This window comes from Pseudomonas sp. DG56-2 (assembly GCF_004803755.1).
In the GTDB taxonomy this organism is placed as follows: Bacteria; Pseudomonadota; Gammaproteobacteria; order Pseudomonadales; family Pseudomonadaceae; genus Aquipseudomonas; species Aquipseudomonas auratipiscis.
Genome location: NZ_CP032311.1, coordinates 4,858,924 through 4,883,515 on the forward strand (window position 1 = coordinate 4,858,924; position 24,592 = coordinate 4,883,515).

Consider the following 24,592-nt stretch of genomic DNA (forward strand, 5'->3'; position numbering starts at 1 on the left):
AGCCACCTTATGCAACTGACTCATCGCCCAGTCCAGGCCGCGGACATCGCCGCCATCTGCTGCTTTCCCCAAGGCCCCGACGAGCTGTTCTACATGTTCCCCAAGGCCAATTACCCACTGACGCCAGCGCAATTGAGTGACGCAATTACACAGCGAGCCGGCTCGACAGTGGTAGAAGGCGATGGGACGGTGCTGGCATTCGCCAACTTCTACAAGGCCGAGCAAGGCGGTGTCTGCGCCTTGGGCAATGTGGTGGTAGCCCCTGCGGCCCGGGGTCATGGCGTAGCGCGCTATTTGGTGCAGAGCATGATCGACCTGGCCCGCAGGGAGTTCGATGCCCGCGAAGTATGGGTATCGTGCTTCAACAGCAATACTGCCGGCTTGTTGCTTTATCCACAGCTGGGCTTTGAACCCTTTGCCATCGAGGAGCGCCAAGGGCCTGGCAATACGCGGATAGCCTTGGTGCAGATGAAGCAGATGTTGTGAGCTACCAACGCAACCAGCGCGGCCCGAGCAACGCGCCTAGCAGCGTGGGAATGGCCATGCCCAGCACATACCAGACGCCCCAGAACGGCACCTCCATCTCTGGGCAATGCAGGCAGTAGGCCAAGGTCGCAGTGGCGCTCGCCAACAAACCGGCCACTGCACCCGACAGGCGCAACTGAGTAGGTGCAAACTCGCGCAAGACACGAATCAACGCAAAGAAGCCCGGCACCGACAACAACACAATGTTGAACGCACAGCTGCGCCAGGTCTGGCCGAAGATCATGCTCAATTGCTGTTCTTCAGGCACACCGCTCAATACCAGCAACGTCACCGCCCAAACCCCAAGCACGGGCGCGCCAATCCCGCCCCAGCGCAGGCCAACCTCAAGGCCAGGACGTGCCAACCGGTTGAAGACCAGTAGCGCAGCAACCATCAAGCTTGCCGGCAAGGCGATCTTGCCCCAGAACAACGGTGTTGCCGCCACCACGGCAAGATCGGCACGCACCCCATACAGCAGCACTGTCAGCACGCTGGCGCCGACAATGGCGATCAGCATGGCAAGGCCAATACGTCGCGTAAACTGCTGCCGATCGATCGGTTCGATACCGGTGGCAAGCAGGGAAATCAGGTCGTCGGTTTTCATCATGTACCTCGAATCAACGCTGCGAGTGCCTTGAGCCCCCGATGGATGCCAACCTTCACCGCTGACCCGGAAAGCCCGGTCAGATGTGCGGTTTCCTCCACCGACAGCCCCTCCAACTTGACGTGCACAATCGGCAAGCGTTGCTTGTCTGGCAGTTGCTGCAGCAGTTTACCCAAGTCCCGCTGGGCTTGAGCCGGCGCTTGCTGCTCCTGTGCAAACAGCTCGTCACTGTCCTCCAGTGGGTCGTTCAAGGCGTCTCGTCGCCCCTGGCCGCGCAAATGATCGGCGAGTTTATAGCGGGCAATAGCCTGCACCCAGGCGGTCAACGGCTGATCGCGCTGATAGCTTTGACGGGCGTTATGCACCGCCAGCAGCACTTCCTGGAGCACGTCCTCGAGATCGTCCGAGCGCGAATACAGGCGCTTGCGCAAAAAACCTCGAAGGTGCCCGCTCAGTTGCTGCAGGAACAGTCGATAAGCCTGCGCATCGCCGTCCAGTCCTGCCACCAACAAGCCTTGCAACGCAGCTTCACGCGAACGCAGCAGTTCACTCTGTTTAGTTCGGTCCATCCAGGGCTCTGGTTACAGGGGACGAAAAGAAAATAGCTGCCAGAAACGATAGCGTTTTTAACTACCTGGCGAAAAGACAAAAAAAATTCTGCTGGGCTGTAACCCATCGACCAAACCCGGCGAACTACTTCACGAGCCGCAAGCAAAGATGCCCGGCCACCTAACCTTTGGAGTATGACGCCATGAAAACTTTCGCCGCTACCGCCGCCGCTCTCGCCTTCGCTTCGATCGCTGGGACTGCCGTTGCCGCTTCGTCCACCGATGCGCCAGCACCTGCCATGGAAAAATGCTACGGCGTGGCCATGGCAGGTAAAAACGATTGCAAAGCCGGGGCCGGCACCAGTTGCGCCGGTACAGCAAAAATGGACTACCAAGCCAACGCCTGGAAGAACGTGCCTGCTGGCACCTGCACCTCGATCAAAACTCCCAACGGCATGGGCTCGCTGACTGCAAAACAGTCCTGATCCTCGGCAACCGGTAAAGGGCGAAGCGACCGTGAACACACCTTCCTCTCTGAGTGCGAACACCGACTTGGGCGCCGGCCTCGGGCTCAAGGCCGAGCATTACGAAGACGCCGTGGCCTGCAGGACACCCGGAATGTGGTTCGAGGTTCACCCGGAGAATTACATGGTCGCAGGCCCTCGACTGGAATGGCTACAAGCCGTTGCCGAGCAGCACCCGCTGTCTTTGCATGGTGTGTCCATGTCGTTGGCCGCCGACCAGTTACCGGATGCCGAGCATCTGTATCGCCTCAAGGCGCTGACCGAACGAGTGCAACCACAACTGTTGTCGGAGCACCTGGCCTGGTCTACCTGGCAAGGGCAGTACCACCCGGACTTGCTGCCCTTTGCGCGCAGCCACGCGGCCCTGCAACGCATAGTCGAGAACATTGACTACGCCCAGGATATCCTGGGCCGCCCGCTGGCGATCGAGAACCCAAGCCACTACACGCACCTGGACGGGCATGACTTCAGTGAGATCGACTTTCTCACCGAGCTTTCCCAGCGTACCGGCTGCAGCCTGTTGCTCGATATCAACAATGTGCATGTCAGCGCCCATAACATGGGCTTTGAGGCCAGCACCTACCTGGATGCATTTCCGGCCCACCTGATCAGCGAGATTCACCTGGCCGGTTACAGTCAGGACGCCAACAGCGACCTGTTGATTGACTCCCACGATGCTCCCATTGCCGCCGAGGTGTGGACGCTCTATCTGCGCTTGATAAAACGCATTGGCACGCGTCCTACCCTGATTGAGCGCGACGATCAGATCCCCCCCTTCGAGGCACTGCTGCGCGAGCGCGACATGGCCCAGTTGCTGCTCGATAGCAACAGTAGACAACCATGAGCACTTCAACGCTGGGACAATTCCAGACAGCTTTCGTCAACGCCTTGTATGGCGGCGAAGCGTCGAATGAGCTGCTTGCACTCACCCAGCAAGTTGGTTTCACGGTGTATCGCAATACCGTGCTCAAAGGGTGTGTGGATGCCTTGCAGGCCAACTTTCCCTCCGTCGAGCGTCTGGTGGGCAACCCATGGTTCCGCGCTGCTGCTACGGTTCATGCAACCCTGACGCCGCCCAGTGACGCCCGCCTGATCCTCTATGGAGAGCACTTCGCAACCTTCATTGAGCAATTCGAGCCCGCACAACATCTGCCTTACCTGGCTGATGTGGCCCGCGCTGACAGGCTGTGGATCGAGGTGCACACCGCGCCTATCGACAGCAGCCTGAACATGCTGGCGATGACCAACCTGGTACCTGAACTGCTCGGTCAACAACACCTGCGCCCGCGCACCGATGTGCGCTGGCAATGGTTCGCCGAACAACCGATCTACAGCATTTGGGACAGTAACCGCAGGGCCGCGCCCGTGCCGGAGCCGCTTGCCTGGGAGGGTGAAGGGGTATTGATGCGCCGACAGCACGGCCAGGTGCTTTGGCAAGTTCTGAGTGAAGCCGATTGCATCTTTCTCGACGCCTGCGCCGCGGGCAACTCCCTGGAACAGGCAACCAACAGCGTCCTGACGTTCGACCCAACGCTGGACTTCACCACCCTGCTCGCCCGCCTGCTGGCGGCGGAAGTATTTGCTTGAGCAGCGCCCACCCATGTGCCCTTGAATGGAGAACACCATGCACTCGATCAGTGAAACGCCCGACAAACATCCAACCGCCGCTGGCACATTCTGGTCGCGTTGCGCAGGGCAACTGCAAGGACTGATCAGCGACTCGTTGCTGTCACTGATCGCCCGCCTGGGCATCGCGGCGATCTTCTTTCTTTCAGGGCGCACCAAGGTCGAAGGCTTGCTCAGCATCACGCCGAGCACCTATGAGTTGTTTCGTGCCGAGTACGTGTTGCCGCTGCTCCCGCCCTGGCTGGCCGCTCACCTGGCCACTTATGCCGAACACCTGTTTCCGCTGTTGCTGGTACTTGGCCTGTGCACCCGCTTCGCCGGCTTGGCGCTGCTGGGAATGACCTTGGTGATCCAGGTGTTTGTCTATCCCGACGCCTGGCCAACTCACTTGAGCTGGGCAGGTTTGCTGCTGGTGGTGATCGGTCGTGGCGGTGGTCGCTGGTCACTGGATCACCGCCTGGGCATCCGTTAGGCCCGCACAAAACGCTGCCTGAGCACATCACTCAAGGCATCCACCAGCAACACCAGCACCAGCATGGCAATGATTACCGTGCTGGCCTGGGCCTCCTGGAACAGGCTCAAGGTGGTGTAGAGCATCTGCCCCAGGCCACCGGCCCCCACGAAGCCGAGCACGCTGGCCATACGAATATTGTTTTCCCAGCGATATAGGCTGTAGGCCAGCAACTGCGGCCAGAGGTTGGGCAAGGTGCCAAAGCAGAAGGCGACCACTTGGCTGCCGCCCTGCAAGCGAATGGCTGCAGCCGGCTCTGGCGGCGCGTTCTCCAGCGCTTCAGCGAACAACCGGCCCAGCACTCCCGAGGTGTGCAGGGCCAACGCCAGGGTGCCGGCGTTCGGTCCCAGCCCAGCTGCCAACACGGTCAGCGCGGCCCAGACCAGTTCCGGTATCGCCCGCAGGGCATTGAGCAACAACCGTGCAGCCCCCTGCAGCGGCCAACCAAAACGCCCGGCAGCTGGCAGCGCCAGCAACAGGCCGAGGATCACCGCGAGCAAAGTACCCAAACCTGACATGGCCAAGGTTTCCAACGCGCCTTTGCCCACAGCCTGTAAATGCCCGGCACTGAGGTCCGGGCTGAGAAAGCGCGATGCATAGGCCCCCATTTGTCCCAGCCCGCCGTTACCGAACAGCGACTGCAAATCGAGGCTGAGGTAGGCGAACGAGGCAAACACGGCCGCCAGCAGGGCAAGGATCAACGAAGCATTGAGCAAGCGTCTCATGCCAGCCTCCCGCGCAGCACTCGGCTGAGTTGGTCCGCCAGCCATACCAACACCAGGAAAGCCAGCAACATGCTCGCCACCTCGGCACCGGCGAACATGCGCATCGACAAATCGATCTGTTGCCCGAGCCCTCCGGCGCCAACAAAGCCCATCACTACGGAGGCGCGAATCGCGCACTCCCAGCGATACACTGTGTATGACACAAGCTCCGCGGCTGCGTCCGGGAGGATGCCGTAGAAGAATGCGCTCAGACGACTACTGCCCGCCTGCAGTAGGGCATGGGCAGGACGCTGGTCGACCGACTCGAAGATCTCCGCGTACACCTTGCCGAGCATGCCGCTGTAGGTAATGGCGATGGCCAACACCCCGGCAGTCGGCCCCAGGCCCACCGCGCGAACGAACAGCAGCGCCCAGACAATCTCCGGCACACTGCGCAGAAAGATCAGCAAGCCACGCACCGGCAGGCGCACCGTGCGTGACCACAGCCCCAAGCGACCACCACGAGAGGCGGCGTCCATGGACAGCGCCCGGCTAGCCAGCAAGCTGGCAGGAATAGCCAGCATCAACGCCAGGGCCATACCGGCAGTGGCCACCGCCAGCGTTTGCAAGGTGGCCTGCCAGAGCAAGACGAGAAAATCCGGGTCATGCGCTGGTGGCCAGAAAGCGCTGACGAAATTGCCCATTTCACGACGGTTTTCAGCCTGTAGGAGCACGCCGGGATTAAGCTCGCTCAACTGAATACCAGGCCAGAGCACGGCAATAATCAGCAGGGTCAGCAACAGCCTGGGCAAGGCTGCAGGGTCGCGTTTTTCGGCGCTTAGCATCGTGGAATCTGCTGGGGCAGGGCCGGCAAAGGCACTTGAGGCGAAACCAGATGTTCGTTGGCATACAGCGCATCGAGCATGTCTTTGGAGACCTCCGCAGCCGGCAGATCGAACATCACCTGCCCTTCGCGAATGCCGATTACCCGTGGAAAGTGCGCCAACGCAAGCTCCACCGCGTGGAGGCTCGCCACCAGGGTGACACCACGTTCGGTAGCATGTTGATTGAGGGTTCTCAGGCTGTGTTCGGCCAACACGGGGTCCATGGCCGAAACAGGCTCATCCGCCAGCAGGATTTCCGGTTGCTGATACAGGGCGCGGGCAATGCCGACACGCTGCAACTGCCCGCCAGACAACTGCCCGCACTGGGCAAAGACCTTTTCCGCCATGCCCAGCCGCGACAGCACCGCGCGCACACCGGGTACATCCGAGGGGTGCAACAGATTGAGCAACCCACGCAAGGTGCTCCATTGGCCCAGACGCCCAGCCAGCACCGCTGTCACCACGCGTTGGCGCGGCGGCAGTGGCGGCGCTTGATGAACCATACCGATACGCGCGCGCAGACGTTGGCGCGCACCTGCAGAAAGGCGCCAAGGCGCTTCACCGAGCAGCTCCACGCTACCGCTGGTGGGCGCCAGGGCACTGGCTATCAGGTGCAGCAGGCTGGACTTGCCGGCGCCCGAAGGGCCGATGATTGCCAGCCGCTCGCCGGCCTCGACGCTCAGATCGACTTCAAGCAAGGCCTGCACCGCACCATGGCGCAGGCTGACGCAGTTGAGCTGGATCGTCACTTGAGCAACTCAGCAGCGCGAGCGGCCTCCTCGATACCCTTGTAGTTGTCCGGGCTGGTGGCGATGAATCGGCTGGCAGCCTGCAGGTCGAGGATCGCCTTGTCTGCGGGCTTGGCCGGATCAAGGTCAAGGAAGGCCTGTTTGATCTTGTCTTTCAAGGCCGGATCGAGGCTGCCGCGAACGGTCCAGTTGTAATCGTAGTAACTCGGGGTGGTGGCGAACACCTTGACCTTGTTGGTATCGACCTTGCCCGAGGCGACCAGCTTGTCCCAGACGCTGGCGTTGAGCACGCCGGCATCGACCTTGCCGGCCTGTACCCAGGCTGCAGTCGCATCGTGAGCCCCGGAGTAGGCCACCCGACTGAAGTAGGTTTCCGGCTTGATGTTGTTGTCCTTGAGCATGAAGTAGCGCGGCATCAGGCTGCCGGAGGTGGACGAGATCGAGCCGAAGGCAAAGGTTTTGCCCTTGAGATCGGCCAGGCTCTCGATTTCCGGGTTGGCGGTGATGAATTTGCTGGTGAACTCGGCATCCTGCTCACGCTGCACCAGTGGTGTCGCGGTCGGGCTCTTCAGGTGTACCTGAACAAAGGTGAAGCCGCCCAGCCAGGCCATGTCCAGACGGTCGGTGGCCAATGCCTCGACCACAGCCGGATAGTCGGAAACCGGCACGAACTCGACCTTCATGCCTAGCTTCTGCTCCAGGTATTGGCCCAGCGGCTTGAATTTGCGCAGCAGTTCGGTGGGTGCCTCGTCGGGGATGGCACTGACGCGCAGGGTGTCGGCCGCTTGGGCCAGGTAAGTCGAACACGACAGTACGAGGCCGGCGAACAGCGCCAGGGGACGTTTGAGCATGAGGGGTTCTCCGGTTCAATAGCGGGGAATGAGCCAGCACTGGGCTAGCTGCGGAAATTATAAGAGGCATCGGCGCAAAGACCAGCTTTGCTACAATCGGGCTTCACGATTTTTCGAGGTGCGTATGAGCGAGCCGATTCGTCTGACCCAGTACAGCCATGGTGCCGGTTGCGGCTGCAAGATCTCTCCGAAGATGCTGGAGGTGATCCTTGCCGAAAGCGGTACACAGGCGCTGGACCCTAAGCTCTGGGTTGGCAATGCCTCGCGTGATGACGCGGCAGTTTACGCGCTGGACGATGAACGTGGCGTAGTTTCGACCACCGATTTCTTCATGCCTATCGTCGACGACCCGTACGATTTCGGTCGCATCGCCGCCACCAACGCCATCAGCGATATCTACGCCATGGGCGGCGATCCGCTCATGGCCATTGCCATTCTCGGCTGGCCGATCAATGTATTGGCCCCGGAAGTAGCCCGCGAAGTGATTCGCGGCGGTCGCGCGGTGTGCGCCGAAGCCGGTATCCCGCTGGCTGGTGGTCACTCGATCGATGCGCCAGAACCTATCTTCGGCCTGGCCGTGACCGGCGTTGTGCAAAAGCGCCACATGAAACGCAACGACACCGCCGTGCAAGGTTGCCGCCTGTACCTGACCAAGCCTCTGGGCATCGGCATCCTCACCACCGCCGAGAAAAAATCCAAGCTGCGCGACCAGGACAAAGGGCTGGCCCGCGACTGGATGTGCACGCTGAACACCCCCGGCAGCCGCTTCGGCAAGCTTGCAGGCGTCAAGGCCATGACCGACGTTACCGGTTTCGGCCTGCTCGGCCATCTGGTTGAACTGGCAGACGGCAGCGGCTTGAGCGCACGCCTGAATTACAACGCCGTTCCGCGCCTACCGAGCGTCGAGCATTATCTGGCTGAGGGCTGTGTACCCGGCGGCACCTTGCGTAATTTCGAAAGCTATGGCGAAAAAATCGCGCCGTTGAACGACGAGCAGAAACACCTGCTGTGCGACCCGCAAACCAGCGGTGGCCTGTTGGTAGCGGTAACACCTGAAGGTGAAGCAGAGTTTCTCGCCCTGGCCGCTGAACTGGGCTTGAACCTGGCACCAATCGGCGAACTGGTCGAGCGACAGAGCCATGCGGTTGAGGTGCTGTAATGCGTGACAACACCACCGACTACCGCCAGCTGTTTTTGCACGATGTACCCATGATGGACATGCGCGCCCCGGTCGAATTTGCCAAGGGCGCCTTTCCCAACGCGATCAACCTGCCACTGATGAACGACCTTGAGCGGCAAAAGGTTGGCACCTGCTACAAGCAGCAAGGCCAACAGGCCGCCATCGCCCTCGGCCATCAATTGGTCAGCGGGCAGACCAAGGACGAGCGTGTTGCTGCCTGGGTCGCCTTTGCCCAAGCCAACCCTGAGGGCTACCTCTACTGCTTTCGCGGCGGCCTGCGTTCGCAGATCGTCCAGCAATGGCTGCTAAGCGAGGCAGGCATTGAGTATCCCAAGGTGGTTGGTGGCTACAAGGCGCTGCGTAACTTTCTCCTCGACACTACCCAGAGTGCGGTGGCCGAGTGTGATTTCGTATTGATTGGCGGCCTGACGGGCACCGGCAAGACCGAGGTGCTGCAAGACCTGAACAACGCCCTGGATCTTGAAGGCCATGCCAACCATCGTGGCTCCAGCTTCGGGAAGCGCGCCACCGGGCAACCGGTGCAAATCGATTTCGAAAACAGCTTGGCCATCGACATCCTGAAGAAACGCGCACGCGGTCTCGAACAGTTCGTGCTCGAGGATGAAGGTCGAATCGTTGGCAGTTGCTCGCTGCCCCTGGAACTGTACCAAGGCATGCAGCAGTACCCGCTGGTATGGCTGGAAGACAGTTTCGACAATCGCGTCGAGCGCATTCTTGGCGACTATGTGACCAACCTGTGCGCCGAGTTCGTGGCGCTGCATGGCCCTGAGCAAGGCTTCACGCTGTTCGCCGCGCGCCTCAACCAGAGCATGGGCAATATCCTCAAGCGCTTGGGTGGCGAACGCTACCAGCGGCTTTCAACGTTGTTGCTGCAAGCCCTGGAAGAACAACAGCGCAGCGGTGCAGTCGACCTGCACCGTGCCTGGATCAGTGGTTTGCTCAGCGAGTACTACGACCCGATGTACGCCTTCCATCGCAACAGCAAGGTCGAGCGCATCGAGTTTTCCGGCAATCATGTCGAAGTCCGCGAATACCTGCGAGCCCGCGTAGCCCGACGCTGATCAAGCAATCAAGGCTGACTCAGTGTTGCCAACTCATCTGCACGAGCCTTGGTCATATCCAGGACACAGCCAGCACCATTGAGCTGATCGATGGTGCCGCCAGTGAGGTTGAAGTACACCTTGCAATTGGCGTCACGGTATTTGATCCACAAGCGCTGGGCATCGAGCAACTGAGTTTGCTGGGCAGGCTCCAGCGCAGCCTTGGCTTTTTTGTAGGCACTGTTGAGGCGCGCGTCCTGGCGTTCGATTTCGGCGCCGTTACAGTTGTTCATGTCCAACGTTGATTGGGCCGTTTCCATGCATTGGCTGTAGGCAGGCGAATCGTTTTGAGCCATGGCGAATGGGGCAACAACGGCCAGCAGCGTGAAAGCCAGTAGCGGGTATTTCATCTTCGGAACTCCTTGTAAGGGGCCCTCAGAATGCAGGGTGAAGGGGTGCGTCACAATAGGCAGCACTCAGGTTTCGCAGCTGCTGCGCAGCCAATCGCAGCGCAAGCCCGCGCTTACCGGGGTGGTGAGGCTGACACCTGCGCTACTCGCTCGCGCAACCAGCGGTGCCCAGGCTCACTTTCGCGACGTTGATGCCAAGCTTGCTGGAAAGCAAAGGCCTTGATCGGCAGCGGCGGATCGAAGCGCCGCAGGCGCGGGTCGAGTTTGCTGTTGTCGAGGCTACGTTGGGCAATGGTGAGGACCAGGTCGGTACCGGCAATCACTTCCTGCGCCGCTGCCCAGTGCGGCAATGCCAGTGCCACCCGGCGACGGGCGTCAATCGCTGAGAGCGCCAGATCGATCTCGTTGTCGACACCAGGTCGCACCGCAACCAGTACGTGCGGGCGCGACAGCCACTCGGCTAACTCCAGACCACCACGGACAGGCAAATGACGACGATCAGCGATACAGGTAAAACGTTCCTCAAACAGGGTTTCAACCTGTAGCTCTGCCGGTTGCTGCGCAAAAACACCCAATGCCAAGTCGGCCTCTCCATCGAACAGATGCCCGAGCATCGCTTCTCGACTGCCCTGGATCACCACCAGGTCTACCTCCGGTGCTTCATCACGCAGCACCCGCATCAGCCCCGGCAATACCACCCGCGCTCCATAGTCCGACATGGCCAGGCGAAAGCTGCGACGTGCCTTGCGCGGGTCAAATCCCGGATGGGCAAGCAACCCATCCAGCTGCTCCAAGGCCTGTTGCAATGGCTCGACCAAGGCCTGCGCCCGGGCGGTGGCCTGCAAGCGCCCACCACGGCGCACCAACAGGGGATCGGCAAACAGCTCGCGCAACTGCGCCAAGGCATGACTCACCGCAGGCTGACTGCGGTGCAAACGCAACGCCGCGCGCGAGACATGCTTTTCCGCCAGCAAGGCGTGCAAGGTCAGCAGCAAGTTAAGGTCGATACGGCGCAGATCATCCATCGGGCGAATAACTCCTGTGCAGCATTCGAATTTCCATTAGCAACATGGATAGCGAAGACTTTACCAAGACATTTTCAAGGAGTCTTGCCATGAGCGTATCTTTCACCCCGGCGGCCCTGCTGCCGCTTGCCATCGCCCTGCTAGCCGGCGCAGCAGTTCCTTTTCAGGCTGGCAGCAATGCCGCCTTGGGCCGTCTGCTCGGTCATCCGTTGTGGGCCACGCTGGTATCGCTGGGGGTGAGCGTGCTCATGGTGATACCGGCCCTGCTGATGCTGCGCGCGCCGCTACCCCAGGTCGGCGCCCTGGCTCAGGCCCCTTGGTGGGCCTGGCTGGGCGGAGTAGGAGGTGTGGCTTACATCACCGCAGCGCTGATGCTCACCCCACGCCTGGGCGCAGCCGGGTTTATCGTTTGCGTGATTGCGGGTCAAGTACTGTCATCCCTGCTGATCGATCAATGGGGTTTGATGGGCCTGGCGCAGCGGCCGGTGAATGGACTGCGCCTGGCCGGCGTCGGTCTGATTGTGCTCGGCATGCTGGTGGTGCAATGGGGCACTTCGACGTCGGCTAGATAGTGTCGGGGGTAATCGGCTGGATTGTAGGTTGCGGCTCCAGGGCGCGATCGATCTCAAATCTCAGGCCCGGTTCTTCAATGGCAAAACTGATCGTAAGGCCCAGCACTACCAGCAAGCCGCCGTCCAGCCAATGCCAGCCAGGGAGTGTGGCACCTCGACGCGCCTGAACACACCACCAGGCTTGCGCCAGGCAAAAGCCCAGAATCGACAGCAACCAGATGTAAAAACCCGGCGCGAAGTGGGTCAGGTAGACAAAGTTGTAGCTACGATTATCCGGCATCCGATCAACCCCGAAGCTGGTCAACGCCAGGCACAACGCGCCCAATCCCAACACCAACGATACCCAGCGCCAGCGACGATGCAGAAGAATTGCCAGCCCAAGCAAGGGATTGGCAAACCAGCCGAACATGCCAAATACCATGCCCCAAGGGCCATACAACAGCGCCTGCAAGGCGTGCAGGCGCCCGCCACCGGTGAGGTACATGGCGTTGAAGCACAAGCTCACCAAGAACAGCGCCAGGGTAATCGAAATGTAACGGCTAGCAATCATTGCGCAGTACCCGAGGATGCGGCACGGTCAGAACGCCTGTCCTTTCCGAGAGCCGCACAGTCTACCTCAAGGTTGCCGGGCGCTGCCCACGACGATCAGGCTACCTCAGCGCCATCATCCGGCCAGATCGGCTCGTTGGCTTCAAGCGGGGTCAAACCATAGGCTGCCCGCGCAGCATCACAACTCGGATTGGGCTGACCATTGACCCACGCCGCTTCGAACTCCCGGCAAGGGGTGGAGCGTTTTTCATAAAGGCTGCAGCTGACACCTTTACCAATCTCGCCCTCCAGGCCAATACAGCGGCAAGGCTTGCTATCGGTGCCGATCATCGCTACGCGGGTAGGATTGATCTGAACCACCAGGTCGTCGGGCACCAAACCTCCCGACGACTCGCACTCGCCCCAGAAAAATGACACACGGAAATACCCGCAGCAGGCGCCGCAGTTCAAACAAGGATTATGTTCGGACATGATGAGAAGACGGGGGGGCAAGTTATCGTTATTGGGAGAAAACCCGCCGCCATTCTATGCTTCGCAACGATTTTGAGAAGGGGGTGCGAGCAGAAAAAAACCGTCGCTGACGGACGGTTTTTTCGTGGTCTCGCAGTGCGACTGCTGCGCTTACTTCTGAGACTTGCCCCCTACCCCATCAGCGCGGAACATCTGACGAATACCCCTGACTGCCTGACGGATCCGGTCCTGATTTTCGATCAGGGCAAAGCGTACGTGGTCATCGCCATAGTCGCCAAAGCCAATACCTGGGGATACGCAAACCTTGGCCTCAGCCAGCAGCTTTTTGGAAAACTCCAAAGAACCCAGATGAGCGTATTCCTCTGGGATTTTTGCCCAGACGTACATCGAAGCCTTGGGGTTCTCGACCATCCAGCCCAGCTCGTGCAACCCCTTGACCAGCACATTGCGACGCTGGCGATACTGCTCGGCAATATCCCGTACGCACTGCTGGTCGCCTTCCAGGGCAGCGATCGCGGCAACTTGCAGGGGGGTGAAGGTGCCGTAGTCGTGGTAGCTCTTGATTCGCGCCAAAGCGTTGACCAGCTCCGGGTTACCGACCATAAAACCGATTCGCCAGCCTGCCATGTTGTAGCTCTTGGATAGCGTGAAGAATTCGACGGCAATGTCCTTGGCGCCGGGAACCTGCATGATCGATGGCGCTTTCCAGCCGTCGTAGACGATGTCGGCGTAAGCCAGGTCGTGAATGACCAGCACGTCGTACTGCTTGGCCAAGGCCACTACGCGCTCGAAGAAGTCCAGTTCTACACACTGTGCAGTAGGGTTGGAAGGAAAGCCGAGAATCATCATCTTCGGCTTGGGGATCGACTCGCGAATCGCCCGTTCCAGCTCGTTGAAGAAGTCCACACCCGGCACCAGCGGTACCGAACGCACCTGGGCACCGGCAATTACCGCACCGTAGATATGAATCGGGTAGCTTGGGTTGGGGACCAGCACGGTATCGCCATGGTCCAGGGTGGCAAGCATCAGGTGCGCCAGGCCTTCCTTGGAACCAATGGTGACGATGGCTTCGCTTTCCGGGTCGATCTCGACCTCGTAGCGTTCTTTGTACCAACGCGAAATCGCCCGGCGCAGGCGGGGAATACCGCGAGAGGTCGAATAGCCGTGGGTGTCATCACGCTGGGCGACTTGCACCAGTTTCTCGACAATGTGCGGCGGCGTCGCCCCATCGGGGTTGCCCATGCTCAGGTCGATAATATCCTCGCCACGACGGCGCGCAGCCATCTTGAGTTCGGCGGTGATGTTGAAAACGTAAGGGGGGAGACGATCAATGCGCGCAAAGCGGCGCGGCGAACCTTGGTCAGCCATGGTTTCCTCGAAGACGTAAGCGCCCGGAACCGTCCGAGCGACGTTGGCCACTGCGGTGGCCGGGGCAAACAATAGAGCCTGGGCGTGCCGCCTGTCCAGTAGCAAAGTAAACACCAGGACGGCCAGCCCAGGCCGGCAGGCAACTAGCGGATGTCCTTGTAAGTGGCGGCGCTCCAAGTCACAGGACTCGCAAGGGCGCTGTCCGGTTGGAAGGCCCCGCCCTGGATACTTGAGAACGCCACACTTTGGCCCCCCAGACTGACGCGGCGCTCATTCTTCTCGGACTCGGTGATCACCGTGTATGAGTGCTTGCGCATCGACTCATATTTGCCCTCATCGCGAGCCAGTGCCTGATGGTGGTTGTTCAAATCGCCTTCACTGAGTTTGAGCATCTTGTTCAACTTTACCCCCCAGCGCGTCAGGCAGACCTCAGCAAAATGGCGAACGATCAAGCCAGGTTCGGCGAGCACCTTGCCGCCACCGGCACCATCCGCCGAGGCGTTGCCCACCAACGTCGCGTGTCGGCCTGACATAGGGTAGATATGGCAGCGGGTAGTGCCGTGGGTTTTCGGAACAACGCAGGAAAAACCCTTGGATCGCTCATCGCGTGAGAAGAAGCCAACGTACTCCTTCACATTGGCACCGAGTTGCACACGATGGCTGTCGAAATTGCCAACACCTGGAACCGGGTCAATGGCGAAAATGTTAACCGGGAGCTTGCTCAGTTCACTGTCTGCGAGCATCGCATTAGCGAGCATGTGACAGCTGATACCGCCCCGGCTCCATCCGACCAGGTTGACCTGGGTAGGGATGATGCCGTCCTTGCGAAATTGCTTGATGATCTGCTCCTGAAGCATCTGTGGAGTGATTTTGCGGTGACCGTAGTTGTACGTACGCCAGAACCAGGAGGCTGTCGCCGTAGGCTCAGGAATAGGCACGCCAGATGCCTTGAGGCGCTGATACTCGTCTTCACTGAGCTCCTTGCGCTGCCAATTGCTGCGGCCCTTGATGATCTGCATTGCGTGCTGAACGTTCTCTTCCCAGCCCTTACCGAACAAGGTCTGATTCCAGTTGTAGTAGCCACCGGGTTTTACGAACAGCTCATCGGCTTGCAGGTTGCCACTGCCAGGCCCGTCGACTGCAATCCAATGGGCGTACTCCTTGCCCTGATCGTTGGCAGCCAGGGTCGAAACCAGCTCGCCATTCCAGAAGCTGGGGTTGGCATCATCGAAGCGATGGGAGCCGGTGCCACAAAAGTAGACGGTCAGTACACTCATGTAATTATCCTCCGTGAACAAGTAGTGGCGCACTCTAATCACGGTGTTCACACAGCAGCAGAGGGCAACCCTGCCCTACTGCGCATTGACCGAGGCACAAACAAAAACGCCCCGAACCTTGCGGTTCGGGGCGTTCTCATTCAACCCGACACACTCAATGTGCGTAGGTCAGCAAAAGCTCTGTCGGCACTTTGGTGTCCAGCGACATCATCACGCTCAAGGCTGTGATGGTGAAGATGGAGAACACAAACAACTTGCGTGCCCACAGGCGATCATCCACCGCCTTGTAGCCGGTCCAGGCCATGTACAGCCAGTACATGCCCATGGCCGCAGCCACCGCCATGTAGCTCATGCCCGCATAACCACCGATGGTAAGCATCAGGGTTGCCGCGAGGAACGCGACGATGTACCAGAGGATGTGCTTCTTGGCGACCAGGATGCCGCGCTTGACCGGCAGAACCGGAATGGAGGCTGCCAGGTAGTCGTTGAAGCGGAAGATCGCGATGGCATAGGAATGCGGCATCTGCCAAAGGCTGAACATCACCAGCAGCGTCAGTGCAGCCAGATCGAAGGTATTGCTCACGGCGCAGTAGCCGATCACCGGAGGCATGGCACCGGACAGGCTGCCAACCAGGGTGCCGTGCACCGATTTACGCTTCAGATACAGGCTGTAGAAACCTACATAGATGATGAAGCCGATCAGGCCGAACAACGCTGCCAGCGCATTGGCCTGCACGTACAGCAGGCCAAGGCCGGCCACCCCGAGCAGGGTGGCATAGGCCAAAGCGACTTTCAGCGAGATCTGGCCTTGAACCATCGCACGGTTCTTGGTGCGCTCCATCTTGATGTCGATGTCACGGTCGATGCAGTTGTTGAACACGCAACCGGACGCCACCACCAACGAAGTACCAATCACTGTGGCCAGGAACAGCAGGAAGTCGACATGCCCTTGCGCGGCAAGGAAGAAACCGCCCGCCACAGAAAGCACGTTACCGAAAATGATCCCCGGTTTGGTGATTTGGATAAAGTGCTTAATGGACATGTCGTCTTACCTCACTTCGCCATCATGCTGGTGTGGATGCTGAACATGATCCACAGCGACAGGCCTACCAGCAGTGCAATGACCATCGCGGTGAACAGGAAGGTCGACACGTTGGAACGCTGCTCGGCAGAACGGTCCATGTGCAGGAAGTACACCAAGTGCACGACCACCTGAATGACCGCCAGGGCCACTACGACCATGATAGTGATGTCCTTCGGCATGCTTGGGAACATCACCAGGCCGAATGGAATTGCAGTCAGGATCACCGAGAGGATGAAGCCGATTACATAGGACTTGACGCTACCGTGGTTGCCCTCGGCGTGGCTGTTATGTGCATTAGCCATTTACAGAACCCCCAGCAGATACACGACGGTGAACACACAGATCCAGACCACGTCCAGGAAGTGCCAGAACAGGCTCAGGCAGCTCATGCGGGTCTTGGCAGTGCCAGTGATACCGTGCTTGTTGATCTGGTACATCATCACCGCCATCCAGATCAGACCAGCAGTCACGTGCAGACCGTGGGTGCCCACCAGCGCAAAGAACGCCGAGAGGAAACCGCTGCGCTGCGGGCCGAAGCCCTCAGCGATCAGGTGATGGAATTCATAGATTTCCATCGCGATGAAGCCGGCACCAAACAGGAAGGTGACAGCCAGCCAGCCCAGCACGCCGCTCTTGTTGCCCTTGAACATCTGCAACATGGCGAAGCCGAAGGTGATACTCGAGAACAACAGCAACGCGGTTTCGACCGCGACAAAGTCCAGTTGGAAAATGTCGTGACCGGACGGGCCGCCGGCAAAACTGCCGGACAGCACCGCGTAGGTAGCGAAGAGCGACGCAAACAAGATGCAGTCGGTCATCAGGTACAGCCAGAAACCGAAGACGGTCATCTGGCCCGAGTCGTGGTGGTGATCGTCATGGCCATGGTCGTGACCATGGGCATGAGTGTCTGCATTGATTACATGACTGGACATTGATTAAACCCGCTCAAACGATTTGACACGTGCGCCGTCCGGCGAACCGGTAGCCAGGCCCAGGGCCTTCATGCGCTCGCCTTCGATACGCGCCACTTCCTCGGCAGGAACCATGTAGCCCTGGTCGTCACGCGCAGCGTGGGCGACGAAGACAGCGATGGTGCCAACCAGGCTGGCTGCAACCAGCCACCAGATGTGCCAGATGAAAGCGAAACCGAATACGGTGAGCAACGCACCCATGAACACACCGGTAGAGGTGTTGTTCGGCATGTGGATCGCTTCGTACTTGGCCGGAACCTTGTAGGCGCCGCCGGCTTGCTTGGTTTCGTGCCAGGCATCGAGCTCGACGTTTTCAGGCATGGTGGCGAAGTTGTAGAACGGAGGTGGCGACGAAGTCGACCATTCCAGGGTACGGCCGCCCCATGGGTCGCCGGTCACGTCCATGTTGTCCTTGCGGTCGCGGATCGAAACGTACAGCTGGATCAGCTGGCAAGCGATACCGAACAGGATCAGCACGGCGCCGAATACGGCTACGTACAGGTAGGGTTCCCACAGTGGGTTGTCGGAGTGGTTCAGACGACGGGTCATACCCATGAAGCCCAGTGCGTACAGTGGCATGAAGGCCACGTAGAAACCGGAGATCCAGAACCAGAAGGCAGCTTTGCCCCACTTCTCGTTCAGGGTGAAACCGAAGGCTTTCGGGAACCAGAAGGCGAAGCCGGCAATGTAGCCGAATACCGCACCACCGATGATCACGTTGTGGAAGTGAGCGATTACGAACAGGCTGTTGTGCAGAACGAAGTCAGCACCTGGAACAGCCAGCAGTACGCCGGTCATACCACCAATGGAGAAGGTAACCATGAAGCCCAGGGTCCACAGGACCGGCGCGGTGAAGCGCAGACGGCCTTGGTAGATCGTGAACAGCCAGTTGAACAACTTCACCCCGGTCGGAATCGAGATCAGCATGGTTGCCAACCCGAAGAAGGTGTTGACGCTTGCGCCCGAACCCATGGTGAAGAAATGGTGCAGCCATACCGCAAAGCCCAGTACCGCGATCGCGCCCGAAGCGTAGATCATCGACTTGTGGCCGAACAGACGCTTACCTGCGAAGGTCGAGGTCACTTCCGAGAACACACCGAAGGCCGGCAGGATCAGGATGTAGACCTCAGGGTGACCCCAAGCCCAGAACAGGTTGACGTACATCATCGGGTTCCCACCAAGCTCGTTGGTGAAAATGTGGAAGTCCAGATAACGGTCAACAGTCAGCAGTGCCAGAGCGGCGGTCAGAATCGGGAACGAAGCAACGATCAGTACGTTGGCCCAGGTGCAGGTCCAAGTGAAGATCGGCATGTCCATCAGCTTCATGCCAGGGGCACGCATTTTCAGCACGGTGGCCAGGAAGTTGACCCCCGTTAGCGTCGTACCTAGCCCCGATAGCTGTAGCGCCCAAATGTAGTAGTCGACACCCACGCCCGGACTGTATTGGATACCCGCCAGCGGTGGATAAGCGACCCAGCCAGTCTTGGCGAATTCACCAACACCCAAGGACACGTTGACCAGCACGACGCCGGACACCAGGAGCCAGAAGCTCAGGGAGTTGAGGAACGGGAAAGCAACGTCACGCGCACCGATCTGCAGAGGCAGGGCCAGGTTCATCAGGCCGGTGAAGAATGGCATTGCCATGAAGATGATCATGATCACACCGTGAGCGGTGAAGATCTGGTCATAGTGTTCGGGAGGCAGGTAGCCTTCGGAACCGCCGGTGGCCATGGCCAACTGCGTACGCATCATGATGGCATCGGCAAAACCGCGCAGCAGCATGATCATCGCGACGATGATGTACATCACCCCGATTTTCTTGTGGTCGACCGAAGTCAGCCACTCGGACCACAGGTAGGTCCATTTTTTGAAATAGGTGATTGCACCAACGAGCGCGAGACCGCCGAGCGCAATCATGGCAAGTGTCACCATGACTATCGGCTCGTGATACGGAATCGCATCCAGACTTAGTTTACCGAACATCTCTTACTCCTCTGCCCCAGCAGCTGAATGCATACTCACGTCCATCCCTTCGGTACCGGCCGCTTCTTTGCTCTGCTCTTTCTCGTGGACTGGCCGGCCGCGGTTCATGCCTTCGTACTTGTCGACGATGGACTGGAACTGCTCAGGCGAGGCCACGCTGTACAGCGCGACTGGATTGTTTTCGCTAGTTTTGGCCAATGCAGCGTATTCAGCCGCATCCAGCTGTTTTGGCGATTGCTTGACTTCGTTCACCCATGCTTCGAAATCAGCCTGGGAGGTGGCGGTTGCCTTGAACTTCATACCGGTGAAGCCCGCGCCGCTGTAGTTCGCCGAGATACCGTCGAACTCGCCATTTTCGTTGGCGATCAGGTGCAGCTTGGTGGTCATGCCGGCCATTGCATAGATCTGGCCGCCCAGGCCCGGGATGAAGAACGAGTTCATCACAGAGTCCGAGGTCACGCGGAAGTTGATCGGGGTGTTAGCCGGGAAGACGATCTTGTTGACCGTGGCAATGCCTTGTTCCGGGTAGATGAACAGCCATTTCCAGTCCAGGGCAACCACGTCGATCTGCACCGGCTTCACATCGGAAACCAGCGGACGATACGGGTCCAGCTCATGGGTGGTCTTGTAGGTCACATAGCCCAAGGCAATGATGATCAGAACCGGGATAGTCCACACCGCCACTTCGATCTTGGTCGAGTGCGACCAGTCAGGCGTGTAAGTAGCGGCCTTGTTGGAGGCGCGGTACTTCCAGGCGAAAGCGAGGGTCATGAAAATGACAGGAATCACCACCAGCAACATCAAGCCGGTAGCGATCAGGATAAGGTTCTTTTGCTCAATGCCGACCTGACCTTTCGGGTCGAGCAGGGTCCAGTTGCACCCACTGAGTAAAAGCATGCCTAAAAAGGGCAGAATGCCAAACAGTCTGGGGTAACGCTTTTTACTCATCTCACGACCTCTAGAGCAGCTTGCTTCAATGCAATTTGTGTTTTGGTCGCCAACACTTCGTCCTGCCAAGCGTTAGCATTTATGGGAGCGGGTACGGTCATGCCTTGAGGCCAGCTGCGGCGGCTCGGCATAAACCGGGTACTGCGGTGTTTATTGTTTTGACTTCGTAGGCAACAGGCCTGTGTTCAGACCAATTCCATTTGGTGCGGGAAATCACGGAGGGGGGTCAGCCCGGCATCGCCGCGGGCGATGCTCGTCAGAGTCTGCAAAAAAGAGCCTGAGCTCCTTTAATCCTGCGACTCGCAAGCGGTGCCGAACGGAAATTGGGGGCGATTGTAGATAGGTCGTCATTCAATGACTATGACTAATTGAGCAACAGTCCTTTACAGAATTGACAATAATCAAGCCTAAAAAATCAGTTTCGCGACAGTTTGTCGCACCCCTCTCAATACCCCTGAAGCCCTTGAAATACAAGGTCTCGCGCTTGATCTGAATCAAGAGAAGTGCAACGTCGCAGCGATGTTTCCGAAGGTGGCGCAGATGTATCAAAACATTACTTTTGTCTAAGGCTTGCGGCGATTGCGGTAGATACCGACGGGCACCAGAACAGCCGTAAGCGTAAAGGCAAGCAATGCCCATTGCGCCAACGACAAACCCAACACCGGTGGGTAAGGCGTAGAGCAGAATCCATCGACCTGGAACACCAGTGGCAATACCGACGCCAGGGGCAGGCCATCGACGATCGGCTGCAGGGTATCGATGCCGCAACTGATCGCAGGGTTGGCGAGGATATACACATGGTTGCCAGCAGCGGCCATGCCGCCGATGGCGCTCAGTACCACCAGGCCTTCAAGGATGGTGAGGCTGCGACGTCCTGGCATTGCCGCACCGATGAATGCAAACACCGCTATCAACAGCAAGGCGTAGCGCTGCAGGATACACAGCGGGCAAGGCGCCTCGCCGAGAACGATCTGCATATATAAGGCACCGCCAATCAAGGCCAGGCAGATCACCCCCAGCAGTACCAGAAAGCGCCGTTCCCGGTTCAGGCGCGATGTGTGCTCGTTCATTGCATATCCTTAGTTGACTGAATGGCTCTTCTGCCTTGGCGGGAATTCTACACGCTCATCAAGACCTTCAAGAACGGTAAAAGTGCCGCGCTGACGGTTTCAACCCGGCATGACCGGTTCTGCAAAAGCAGAATGCTGATTTGCCACTATCTTAGTCGTGTGGATTACCCTATCATTAACACTGTACAAATAAACAGTATCGAGTACCTCGATATTCAAAAGGCATGTGAGGTGATGAATGGCCGTCGAAGTGGTATACCGCAGCAGCCGCGATCTGGAGCGCTTGTTCATGGATAAAGCCGAAGCTGACCGTCACGACAAAATGCTCGAGTTGGCCGAGCTGCTCGCCGAGGTCCTGAAAAAAGCCGTGCCGTCGCTGAGCGAGCAACAAGTCGAGGATGCTGGCATTTATATGGCGAAAAACCGCGATGTGTTTGCCAAGGCGTTCAAGAGCCAACCGGACGCATTGTCCGAGCTGCTGACTGACAGCGCAGCAGAATAAATACCCGTCAGTTGTAGATCAACCGTTCGGCAAGCATCTGCGCGACTCGCGCAGGTGAGCGCTTTTCGGCCTGCGCATGGGCAAATACTTCGGTGAGCCGCGAAGGGATGCGCGCCAGGTGCGCAGTGATCGTCTGCAGTTCCTCTCCCCTGTGCTTGAGTGCTACGTAGATCAAGCCGCCGGCATTGATTACATAGTCAGGCGCATAGAGTATCCCGCGACTCTCCAACTGATCAGCCACCTGCAGTGTGGTGAGCTGGTTGTTCGCCGCTCCCGCCACGGCTGCACAGCGCAATTGCATCACAGTCTGTCCGTTGAGTACCGGCCCTACCCCACAAGGGGCGAAGATATCGCAGGGGGTGCTGATCAACATTTCATTGGCCACCGGGCGTGCATTGAACTGCTCGATCGCCAATTGCACTTTTCCCTGGTCCAGGTCGCTGACCAGCAGCTCGGCACCCGCGGCATGCAGTTGCTCGGCAAGTGCATAGCCAACGTTCCCCAGGCCTTGTACTGCCACCCGCAACCCCTCCAGATTGTCACTACCAAGTCGGGCCATAGAGGTGGCACGAATGCCGGCAAATACCCCCATGGCAGCATGAGGCGACGGGTCGCCGGCAGAAGTGGTACTGGTGACGTGTTGGGTAGTCTGGGCGATGCAGTCCATATCCAGGGTAGAAGTACCGCTGTCTACGGCGGTAATGAACCGGCCTTGCAGGGTTTCGACGAAGCGACCAAACGCTTCAAACAACGCAGCACGGTTTTCCACATGTGGATTACGAATGATCACCGCCTTGCCACCCCCCAAAGGCAGGCCCGCCAACGCTGCCTTGTAGCTCATGCCTTGGGCAAGACGCATGGCATCGATCATCGCGCTGTCGTCATCGGGATAGGCCAGGTAGCGACAACCGCCCATAGCCGGCCCAAGATGCTCGCTGTGGATAGCGACCACCGCCTTGAGCCCGGTACAGGGGTCAATGCACATGTGCAGCGATTGCGTGCGGGTGCTTTGCATGATCGCGAACATCAGCGGGCTCCTCAGTGAGGTGCTGATCCCAGTATAGGCTGCGCCACACCGATTGATGGCTTCACCCGGACCACTGGACGAAAGGCTGAGTCAGCGCTACAAAATAAGCTTGAGCGGAGATTGTCATGACCCCACGCCAAGCTTGTCTTGCCTGCCTGGAACGCGAACCGGTCGATTTGCTGGAGGCGGCGGTGTGGGTGGCAGCCGAGCACGACGACAACCTGCGTACAGCGGATGTCATGGCACAGGTCAAGGCGCTTCAGCAGGAGGTCAGCGCAGGCCTGCCGATGCTGCCGCTTTGCGAGTTGGCCCAGCCGTTGTTGCGCAGGCTCAGCGCCTTGGGATTCCAGCAAGACGAATACCACCCCTTGCGCCCCCAGGTGGCCTTGCTCGACAAAGTCCTGGAGCGACGTCGCGGCCAACCGCTGGCCTTGGCATTGCTGACCCTGGAGCTTGCCCGTGGCTTGTCGATTCCGTTGGAGGGGGTGAACTTTCCCGGGCATTTTCTTCTGCGCGTGCCCGGCGCCGACCATCTGCTCGACCCGTGCGGTGGACGCAGGCTTTACCCGGCCGATTGCCGTGAATTACTCGGTCGTCAGTTTGGTCCGCAATTGCAGCTAAATGCCGAGCACCTGCTGACTGCAAGTCCCAAGCAGATACTTCAACGCCTGTCACGCAACCTGCGCCAATTGCACACCTCTCATGACGATGACCTGGCAGCACTCAAGGACGCCGAAAGAGTCTTGCTACTGGGCCCTGCCCTGGCCAGCGACTACATGGCCCGCGCCACCTTGTACCAACACCTTGAATGCCCCCAGGCCGAACGCTTCGACCTGGAGCATGCATTGCTACTCAGTGACGATCCAATCCAACGTTTGCGCCTGACTGAACGCTTGAGCCATCTGCCCCATACATCGCCATCCGTGCACTAACCCGGCATATCCGGTTGTTTGGACGGATGAGCCTGGACAAAGGCGGCATGCTGTTCGGCCAACCCGGCGACCCGACGAATACGCGAGAAGCCGCCAAGATCGATGTTGAAACGTTCAGCCGCATACAGCTGTGGAATCAAGTAGACATCGGCCAGCCCCGGCTCTTCTCCGAAGCAAAAGCCCTCGTCCCCAATCAGTTGTTCGACGGCTGCCAGCCCCTGGCTTACCCAGTGGGCAATCCACTGGCTGACTTGCGCATCGTTCTGCCCCAACCCTCGCAGCTGATTGAGCACACTGACGTTGTGTAACGGATGAATATCGCAACCAATCAATGCCGCCACGCCCCGCACCTGGGCGCGTTGCACCGGGTCTTGAGGGAGTAGCGCCGGGCTAGGATAAACCTCTTCCAGATACTCGATGATTGCGGGTGACTGCACCAGCAGTTCACCGGAGTCAATCTTCAAGGCCGGCACTCGGCCCTGAGGATTGAGGGCGAGGAAATGCTCTTCGCGCTGCTCACCCTTGAGCAGGTTGACCGGAACGTACTGGTACTCGAGTTGCTTGAGCGCCAGCGCAATCCTCACCCGGTAGGATGAGGTCGAACGGTAGTAATTGAGCAGATCCATGATGTTGCCC

The 24,592-nt window shown here is 59.0% G+C and carries 30 protein-coding genes; 10 read left to right on the forward strand and 20 right to left on the reverse strand.

The genetic code is table 11. The features are described 5' to 3' along the window. Nucleotides 1-9 precede the first annotated feature (9 nt). Nucleotides 10-486 (forward strand): GNAT family N-acetyltransferase, encoded by a 477-nt coding sequence (locus D3Z90_RS22280; RefSeq protein ID WP_136478061.1) that lies wholly within the window; start codon nucleotides 10-12, stop codon nucleotides 484-486. A gap of 1 nt (nucleotide 487) precedes the next feature. On the opposite strand, the gene D3Z90_RS22285 is transcribed toward D3Z90_RS22280, so the two are convergent. Together D3Z90_RS22285 and D3Z90_RS22290 are read right to left on the reverse strand one after the other, a co-directional pair. Then, a complete protein-coding gene (locus tag D3Z90_RS22285) occupies nucleotides 488-1,129 on the reverse strand; it encodes a DUF1109 domain-containing protein (RefSeq protein ID WP_136478062.1) in 642 nt (213 codons plus the stop codon). Continuing rightward, the gene (locus D3Z90_RS22290) at nucleotides 1,129-1,698 is read right to left on the reverse strand and encodes a sigma-70 family RNA polymerase sigma factor (RefSeq protein WP_136478063.1); all 570 of its coding nucleotides are present in this window, start codon (nucleotides 1,696-1,698) and stop codon (nucleotides 1,129-1,131) included. The genes D3Z90_RS22285 and D3Z90_RS22290 overlap by 1 nt, the downstream gene beginning before the upstream one ends. Nucleotides 1,699-1,880: 182 nt before the next feature. Here D3Z90_RS22290 and D3Z90_RS22295 point away from each other — a divergent pair, with 182 nt between their 5' ends. The 4 genes from D3Z90_RS22295 (at nucleotide 1,881) to D3Z90_RS22310 (ending at nucleotide 4,299) form a co-directional block, all read left to right on the forward strand. After that, nucleotides 1,881-2,162 (forward strand): DUF2282 domain-containing protein, encoded by a 282-nt coding sequence (locus D3Z90_RS22295; RefSeq protein WP_136478064.1) that lies wholly within the window; start codon nucleotides 1,881-1,883, stop codon nucleotides 2,160-2,162. 67 nt (nucleotides 2,163-2,229) lie between these two features. After that, the gene (locus tag D3Z90_RS22300) at nucleotides 2,230-3,045 is read left to right on the forward strand and encodes a DUF692 domain-containing protein (protein ID WP_136479026.1); all 816 of its coding nucleotides are present in this window, start codon (nucleotides 2,230-2,232) and stop codon (nucleotides 3,043-3,045) included. Next, entirely contained in the window at nucleotides 3,042-3,788 is a 747-nt protein-coding gene (locus D3Z90_RS22305; RefSeq protein ID WP_136478065.1) for a DNA-binding domain-containing protein, read from the forward strand. Before D3Z90_RS22300 ends, D3Z90_RS22305 begins: the two co-directional genes overlap by 4 nt. A gap of 37 nt (nucleotides 3,789-3,825) precedes the next feature. Next, nucleotides 3,826-4,299 carry a DoxX family protein gene (locus D3Z90_RS22310; RefSeq protein ID WP_136478066.1) on the forward strand — a complete coding sequence of 158 codons (474 nt, stop codon included), beginning with the start codon at nucleotides 3,826-3,828 and terminating at the stop codon, nucleotides 4,297-4,299. Here D3Z90_RS22310 and phnE read toward each other — a convergent pair. From phnE to D3Z90_RS22330, 4 genes are read right to left on the reverse strand one after another with little or no spacing between them, the layout of a single operon-like run. Continuing rightward, a complete protein-coding gene (gene phnE / locus D3Z90_RS22315; RefSeq protein WP_136478067.1) occupies nucleotides 4,296-5,063 on the reverse strand; it encodes a phosphonate ABC transporter, permease protein PhnE in 768 nt (255 codons plus the stop codon). The genes D3Z90_RS22310 and phnE overlap by 4 nt on opposite strands. Next, nucleotides 5,060-5,887 (reverse strand): ABC transporter permease, encoded by an 828-nt coding sequence (locus D3Z90_RS22320; RefSeq protein WP_136478068.1) that lies wholly within the window; start codon nucleotides 5,885-5,887, stop codon nucleotides 5,060-5,062. The genes phnE and D3Z90_RS22320 overlap by 4 nt, the downstream gene beginning before the upstream one ends. Beyond that, entirely contained in the window at nucleotides 5,881-6,675 is a 795-nt protein-coding gene (locus D3Z90_RS22325) for a phosphonate ABC transporter ATP-binding protein (protein ID WP_136478069.1), read from the reverse strand. Before D3Z90_RS22325 ends, D3Z90_RS22320 begins: the two co-directional genes overlap by 7 nt. Continuing rightward, the gene (locus D3Z90_RS22330; protein WP_136478070.1) at nucleotides 6,672-7,526 is read right to left on the reverse strand and encodes a putative selenate ABC transporter substrate-binding protein; all 855 of its coding nucleotides are present in this window, start codon (nucleotides 7,524-7,526) and stop codon (nucleotides 6,672-6,674) included. The genes D3Z90_RS22325 and D3Z90_RS22330 overlap by 4 nt, the downstream gene beginning before the upstream one ends. Before the next feature lie 124 nt (nucleotides 7,527-7,650). Between D3Z90_RS22330 and selD the strand changes: the two genes are divergently transcribed. Continuing rightward, entirely contained in the window at nucleotides 7,651-8,685 is a 1,035-nt protein-coding gene (gene selD, locus D3Z90_RS22335) for a selenide, water dikinase SelD (RefSeq protein ID WP_136478071.1), read from the forward strand. Continuing rightward, nucleotides 8,685-9,788 (forward strand): tRNA 2-selenouridine(34) synthase MnmH, encoded by a 1,104-nt coding sequence (mnmH, locus tag D3Z90_RS22340; RefSeq protein ID WP_136478072.1) that lies wholly within the window; start codon nucleotides 8,685-8,687, stop codon nucleotides 9,786-9,788. Before selD ends, mnmH begins: the two co-directional genes overlap by 1 nt. An 8-nt stretch (nucleotides 9,789-9,796) precedes the next feature. Here mnmH and D3Z90_RS22345 read toward each other — a convergent pair whose 3' ends face one another. Together D3Z90_RS22345 and D3Z90_RS22350 are read right to left on the reverse strand one after the other, a co-directional pair. After that, complete coding sequence (locus tag D3Z90_RS22345; RefSeq protein WP_136478073.1) at nucleotides 9,797-10,177, reverse strand: lysozyme inhibitor LprI family protein; 381 nt, start codon at nucleotides 10,175-10,177, stop codon at nucleotides 9,797-9,799. 113 nt (nucleotides 10,178-10,290) lie between these two features. Next, nucleotides 10,291-11,202 (reverse strand): LysR family transcriptional regulator, encoded by a 912-nt coding sequence (locus D3Z90_RS22350; RefSeq protein ID WP_136478074.1) that lies wholly within the window; start codon nucleotides 11,200-11,202, stop codon nucleotides 10,291-10,293. Nucleotides 11,203-11,291: 89 nt separating this feature from the next. On the opposite strand from D3Z90_RS22350, the gene D3Z90_RS22355 reads away from it, so the two are divergent. After that, on the forward strand, nucleotides 11,292-11,774 hold the full coding sequence (locus D3Z90_RS22355) for a DMT family transporter (RefSeq protein WP_136478075.1): 483 nt from the start codon (nucleotides 11,292-11,294) through the stop codon (nucleotides 11,772-11,774). Here D3Z90_RS22355 and D3Z90_RS22360 read toward each other — a convergent pair. From D3Z90_RS22360 to D3Z90_RS22405, 10 genes are all read right to left on the reverse strand, one after another. Next, nucleotides 11,767-12,324: a hypothetical protein gene (locus D3Z90_RS22360; RefSeq protein ID WP_371922222.1), complete on the reverse strand. Its 558-nt coding sequence runs from the start codon at nucleotides 12,322-12,324 to the stop codon at nucleotides 11,767-11,769. The genes D3Z90_RS22355 and D3Z90_RS22360 overlap by 8 nt on opposite strands. Before the next feature lie 95 nt (nucleotides 12,325-12,419). Then, the gene (locus D3Z90_RS22365) at nucleotides 12,420-12,794 is read right to left on the reverse strand and encodes a YkgJ family cysteine cluster protein (protein ID WP_136478076.1); all 375 of its coding nucleotides are present in this window, start codon (nucleotides 12,792-12,794) and stop codon (nucleotides 12,420-12,422) included. 150 nt (nucleotides 12,795-12,944) lie between these two features. Next, complete coding sequence (gene alaC / locus D3Z90_RS22370; RefSeq protein WP_136479028.1) at nucleotides 12,945-14,162, reverse strand: alanine transaminase; 1,218 nt, start codon at nucleotides 14,160-14,162, stop codon at nucleotides 12,945-12,947. Between the two features lie 143 nt (nucleotides 14,163-14,305). Then, nucleotides 14,306-15,439, reverse strand: coding sequence for a hypothetical protein (locus tag D3Z90_RS22375; RefSeq protein ID WP_136478077.1), 1,134 nt, complete (start codon nucleotides 15,437-15,439; stop codon nucleotides 14,306-14,308). A gap of 154 nt (nucleotides 15,440-15,593) precedes the next feature. After that, nucleotides 15,594-16,481, reverse strand: a complete 888-nt coding sequence (gene cyoE, locus D3Z90_RS22380) for a heme o synthase (protein WP_136478078.1) — start codon at nucleotides 16,479-16,481, stop codon at nucleotides 15,594-15,596. A gap of 11 nt (nucleotides 16,482-16,492) precedes the next feature. Next, complete coding sequence (cyoD, locus tag D3Z90_RS22385) at nucleotides 16,493-16,825, reverse strand: cytochrome o ubiquinol oxidase subunit IV (RefSeq protein WP_045188206.1); 333 nt, start codon at nucleotides 16,823-16,825, stop codon at nucleotides 16,493-16,495. Next, nucleotides 16,826-17,455, reverse strand: a complete 630-nt coding sequence (locus D3Z90_RS22390; RefSeq protein ID WP_136478079.1) for a cytochrome o ubiquinol oxidase subunit III — start codon at nucleotides 17,453-17,455, stop codon at nucleotides 16,826-16,828. Nucleotides 17,456-17,458: 3 nt separating this feature from the next. Then, complete coding sequence (cyoB, locus tag D3Z90_RS22395) at nucleotides 17,459-19,477, reverse strand: cytochrome o ubiquinol oxidase subunit I (protein WP_136478080.1); 2,019 nt, start codon at nucleotides 19,475-19,477, stop codon at nucleotides 17,459-17,461. 3 nt (nucleotides 19,478-19,480) lie between these two features. After that, nucleotides 19,481-20,425 carry a ubiquinol oxidase subunit II gene (gene cyoA, locus D3Z90_RS22400; protein WP_136478081.1) on the reverse strand — a complete coding sequence of 315 codons (945 nt, stop codon included), beginning with the start codon at nucleotides 20,423-20,425 and terminating at the stop codon, nucleotides 19,481-19,483. Between the two features lie 563 nt (nucleotides 20,426-20,988). Further along, nucleotides 20,989-21,495, reverse strand: coding sequence for a disulfide bond formation protein B (locus D3Z90_RS22405; protein WP_136478082.1), 507 nt, complete (start codon nucleotides 21,493-21,495; stop codon nucleotides 20,989-20,991). A 238-nt stretch (nucleotides 21,496-21,733) separates the two neighbouring features. Between D3Z90_RS22405 and D3Z90_RS22410 the strand changes: the two genes are divergently transcribed. After that, the gene (locus D3Z90_RS22410; protein ID WP_136478083.1) at nucleotides 21,734-21,997 is read left to right on the forward strand and encodes a YebG family protein; all 264 of its coding nucleotides are present in this window, start codon (nucleotides 21,734-21,736) and stop codon (nucleotides 21,995-21,997) included. Between the two features lie 7 nt (nucleotides 21,998-22,004). Here D3Z90_RS22410 and D3Z90_RS22415 read toward each other — a convergent pair whose 3' ends face one another. Then, nucleotides 22,005-23,024 carry a Glu/Leu/Phe/Val dehydrogenase dimerization domain-containing protein gene (locus D3Z90_RS22415; protein WP_136478084.1) on the reverse strand — a complete coding sequence of 340 codons (1,020 nt, stop codon included), beginning with the start codon at nucleotides 23,022-23,024 and terminating at the stop codon, nucleotides 22,005-22,007. Between the two features lie 125 nt (nucleotides 23,025-23,149). Between D3Z90_RS22415 and D3Z90_RS22420 the strand changes: the two genes are divergently transcribed. Beyond that, nucleotides 23,150-23,956 (forward strand): SirB1 family protein, encoded by an 807-nt coding sequence (locus D3Z90_RS22420; RefSeq protein WP_136478085.1) that lies wholly within the window; start codon nucleotides 23,150-23,152, stop codon nucleotides 23,954-23,956. On the opposite strand, the gene maiA is transcribed toward D3Z90_RS22420, so the two are convergent. Continuing rightward, complete coding sequence (gene maiA / locus D3Z90_RS22425; protein WP_136478086.1) at nucleotides 23,953-24,582, reverse strand: maleylacetoacetate isomerase; 630 nt, start codon at nucleotides 24,580-24,582, stop codon at nucleotides 23,953-23,955. The genes D3Z90_RS22420 and maiA overlap by 4 nt on opposite strands. Nucleotides 24,583-24,592 lie beyond the last annotated feature (10 nt).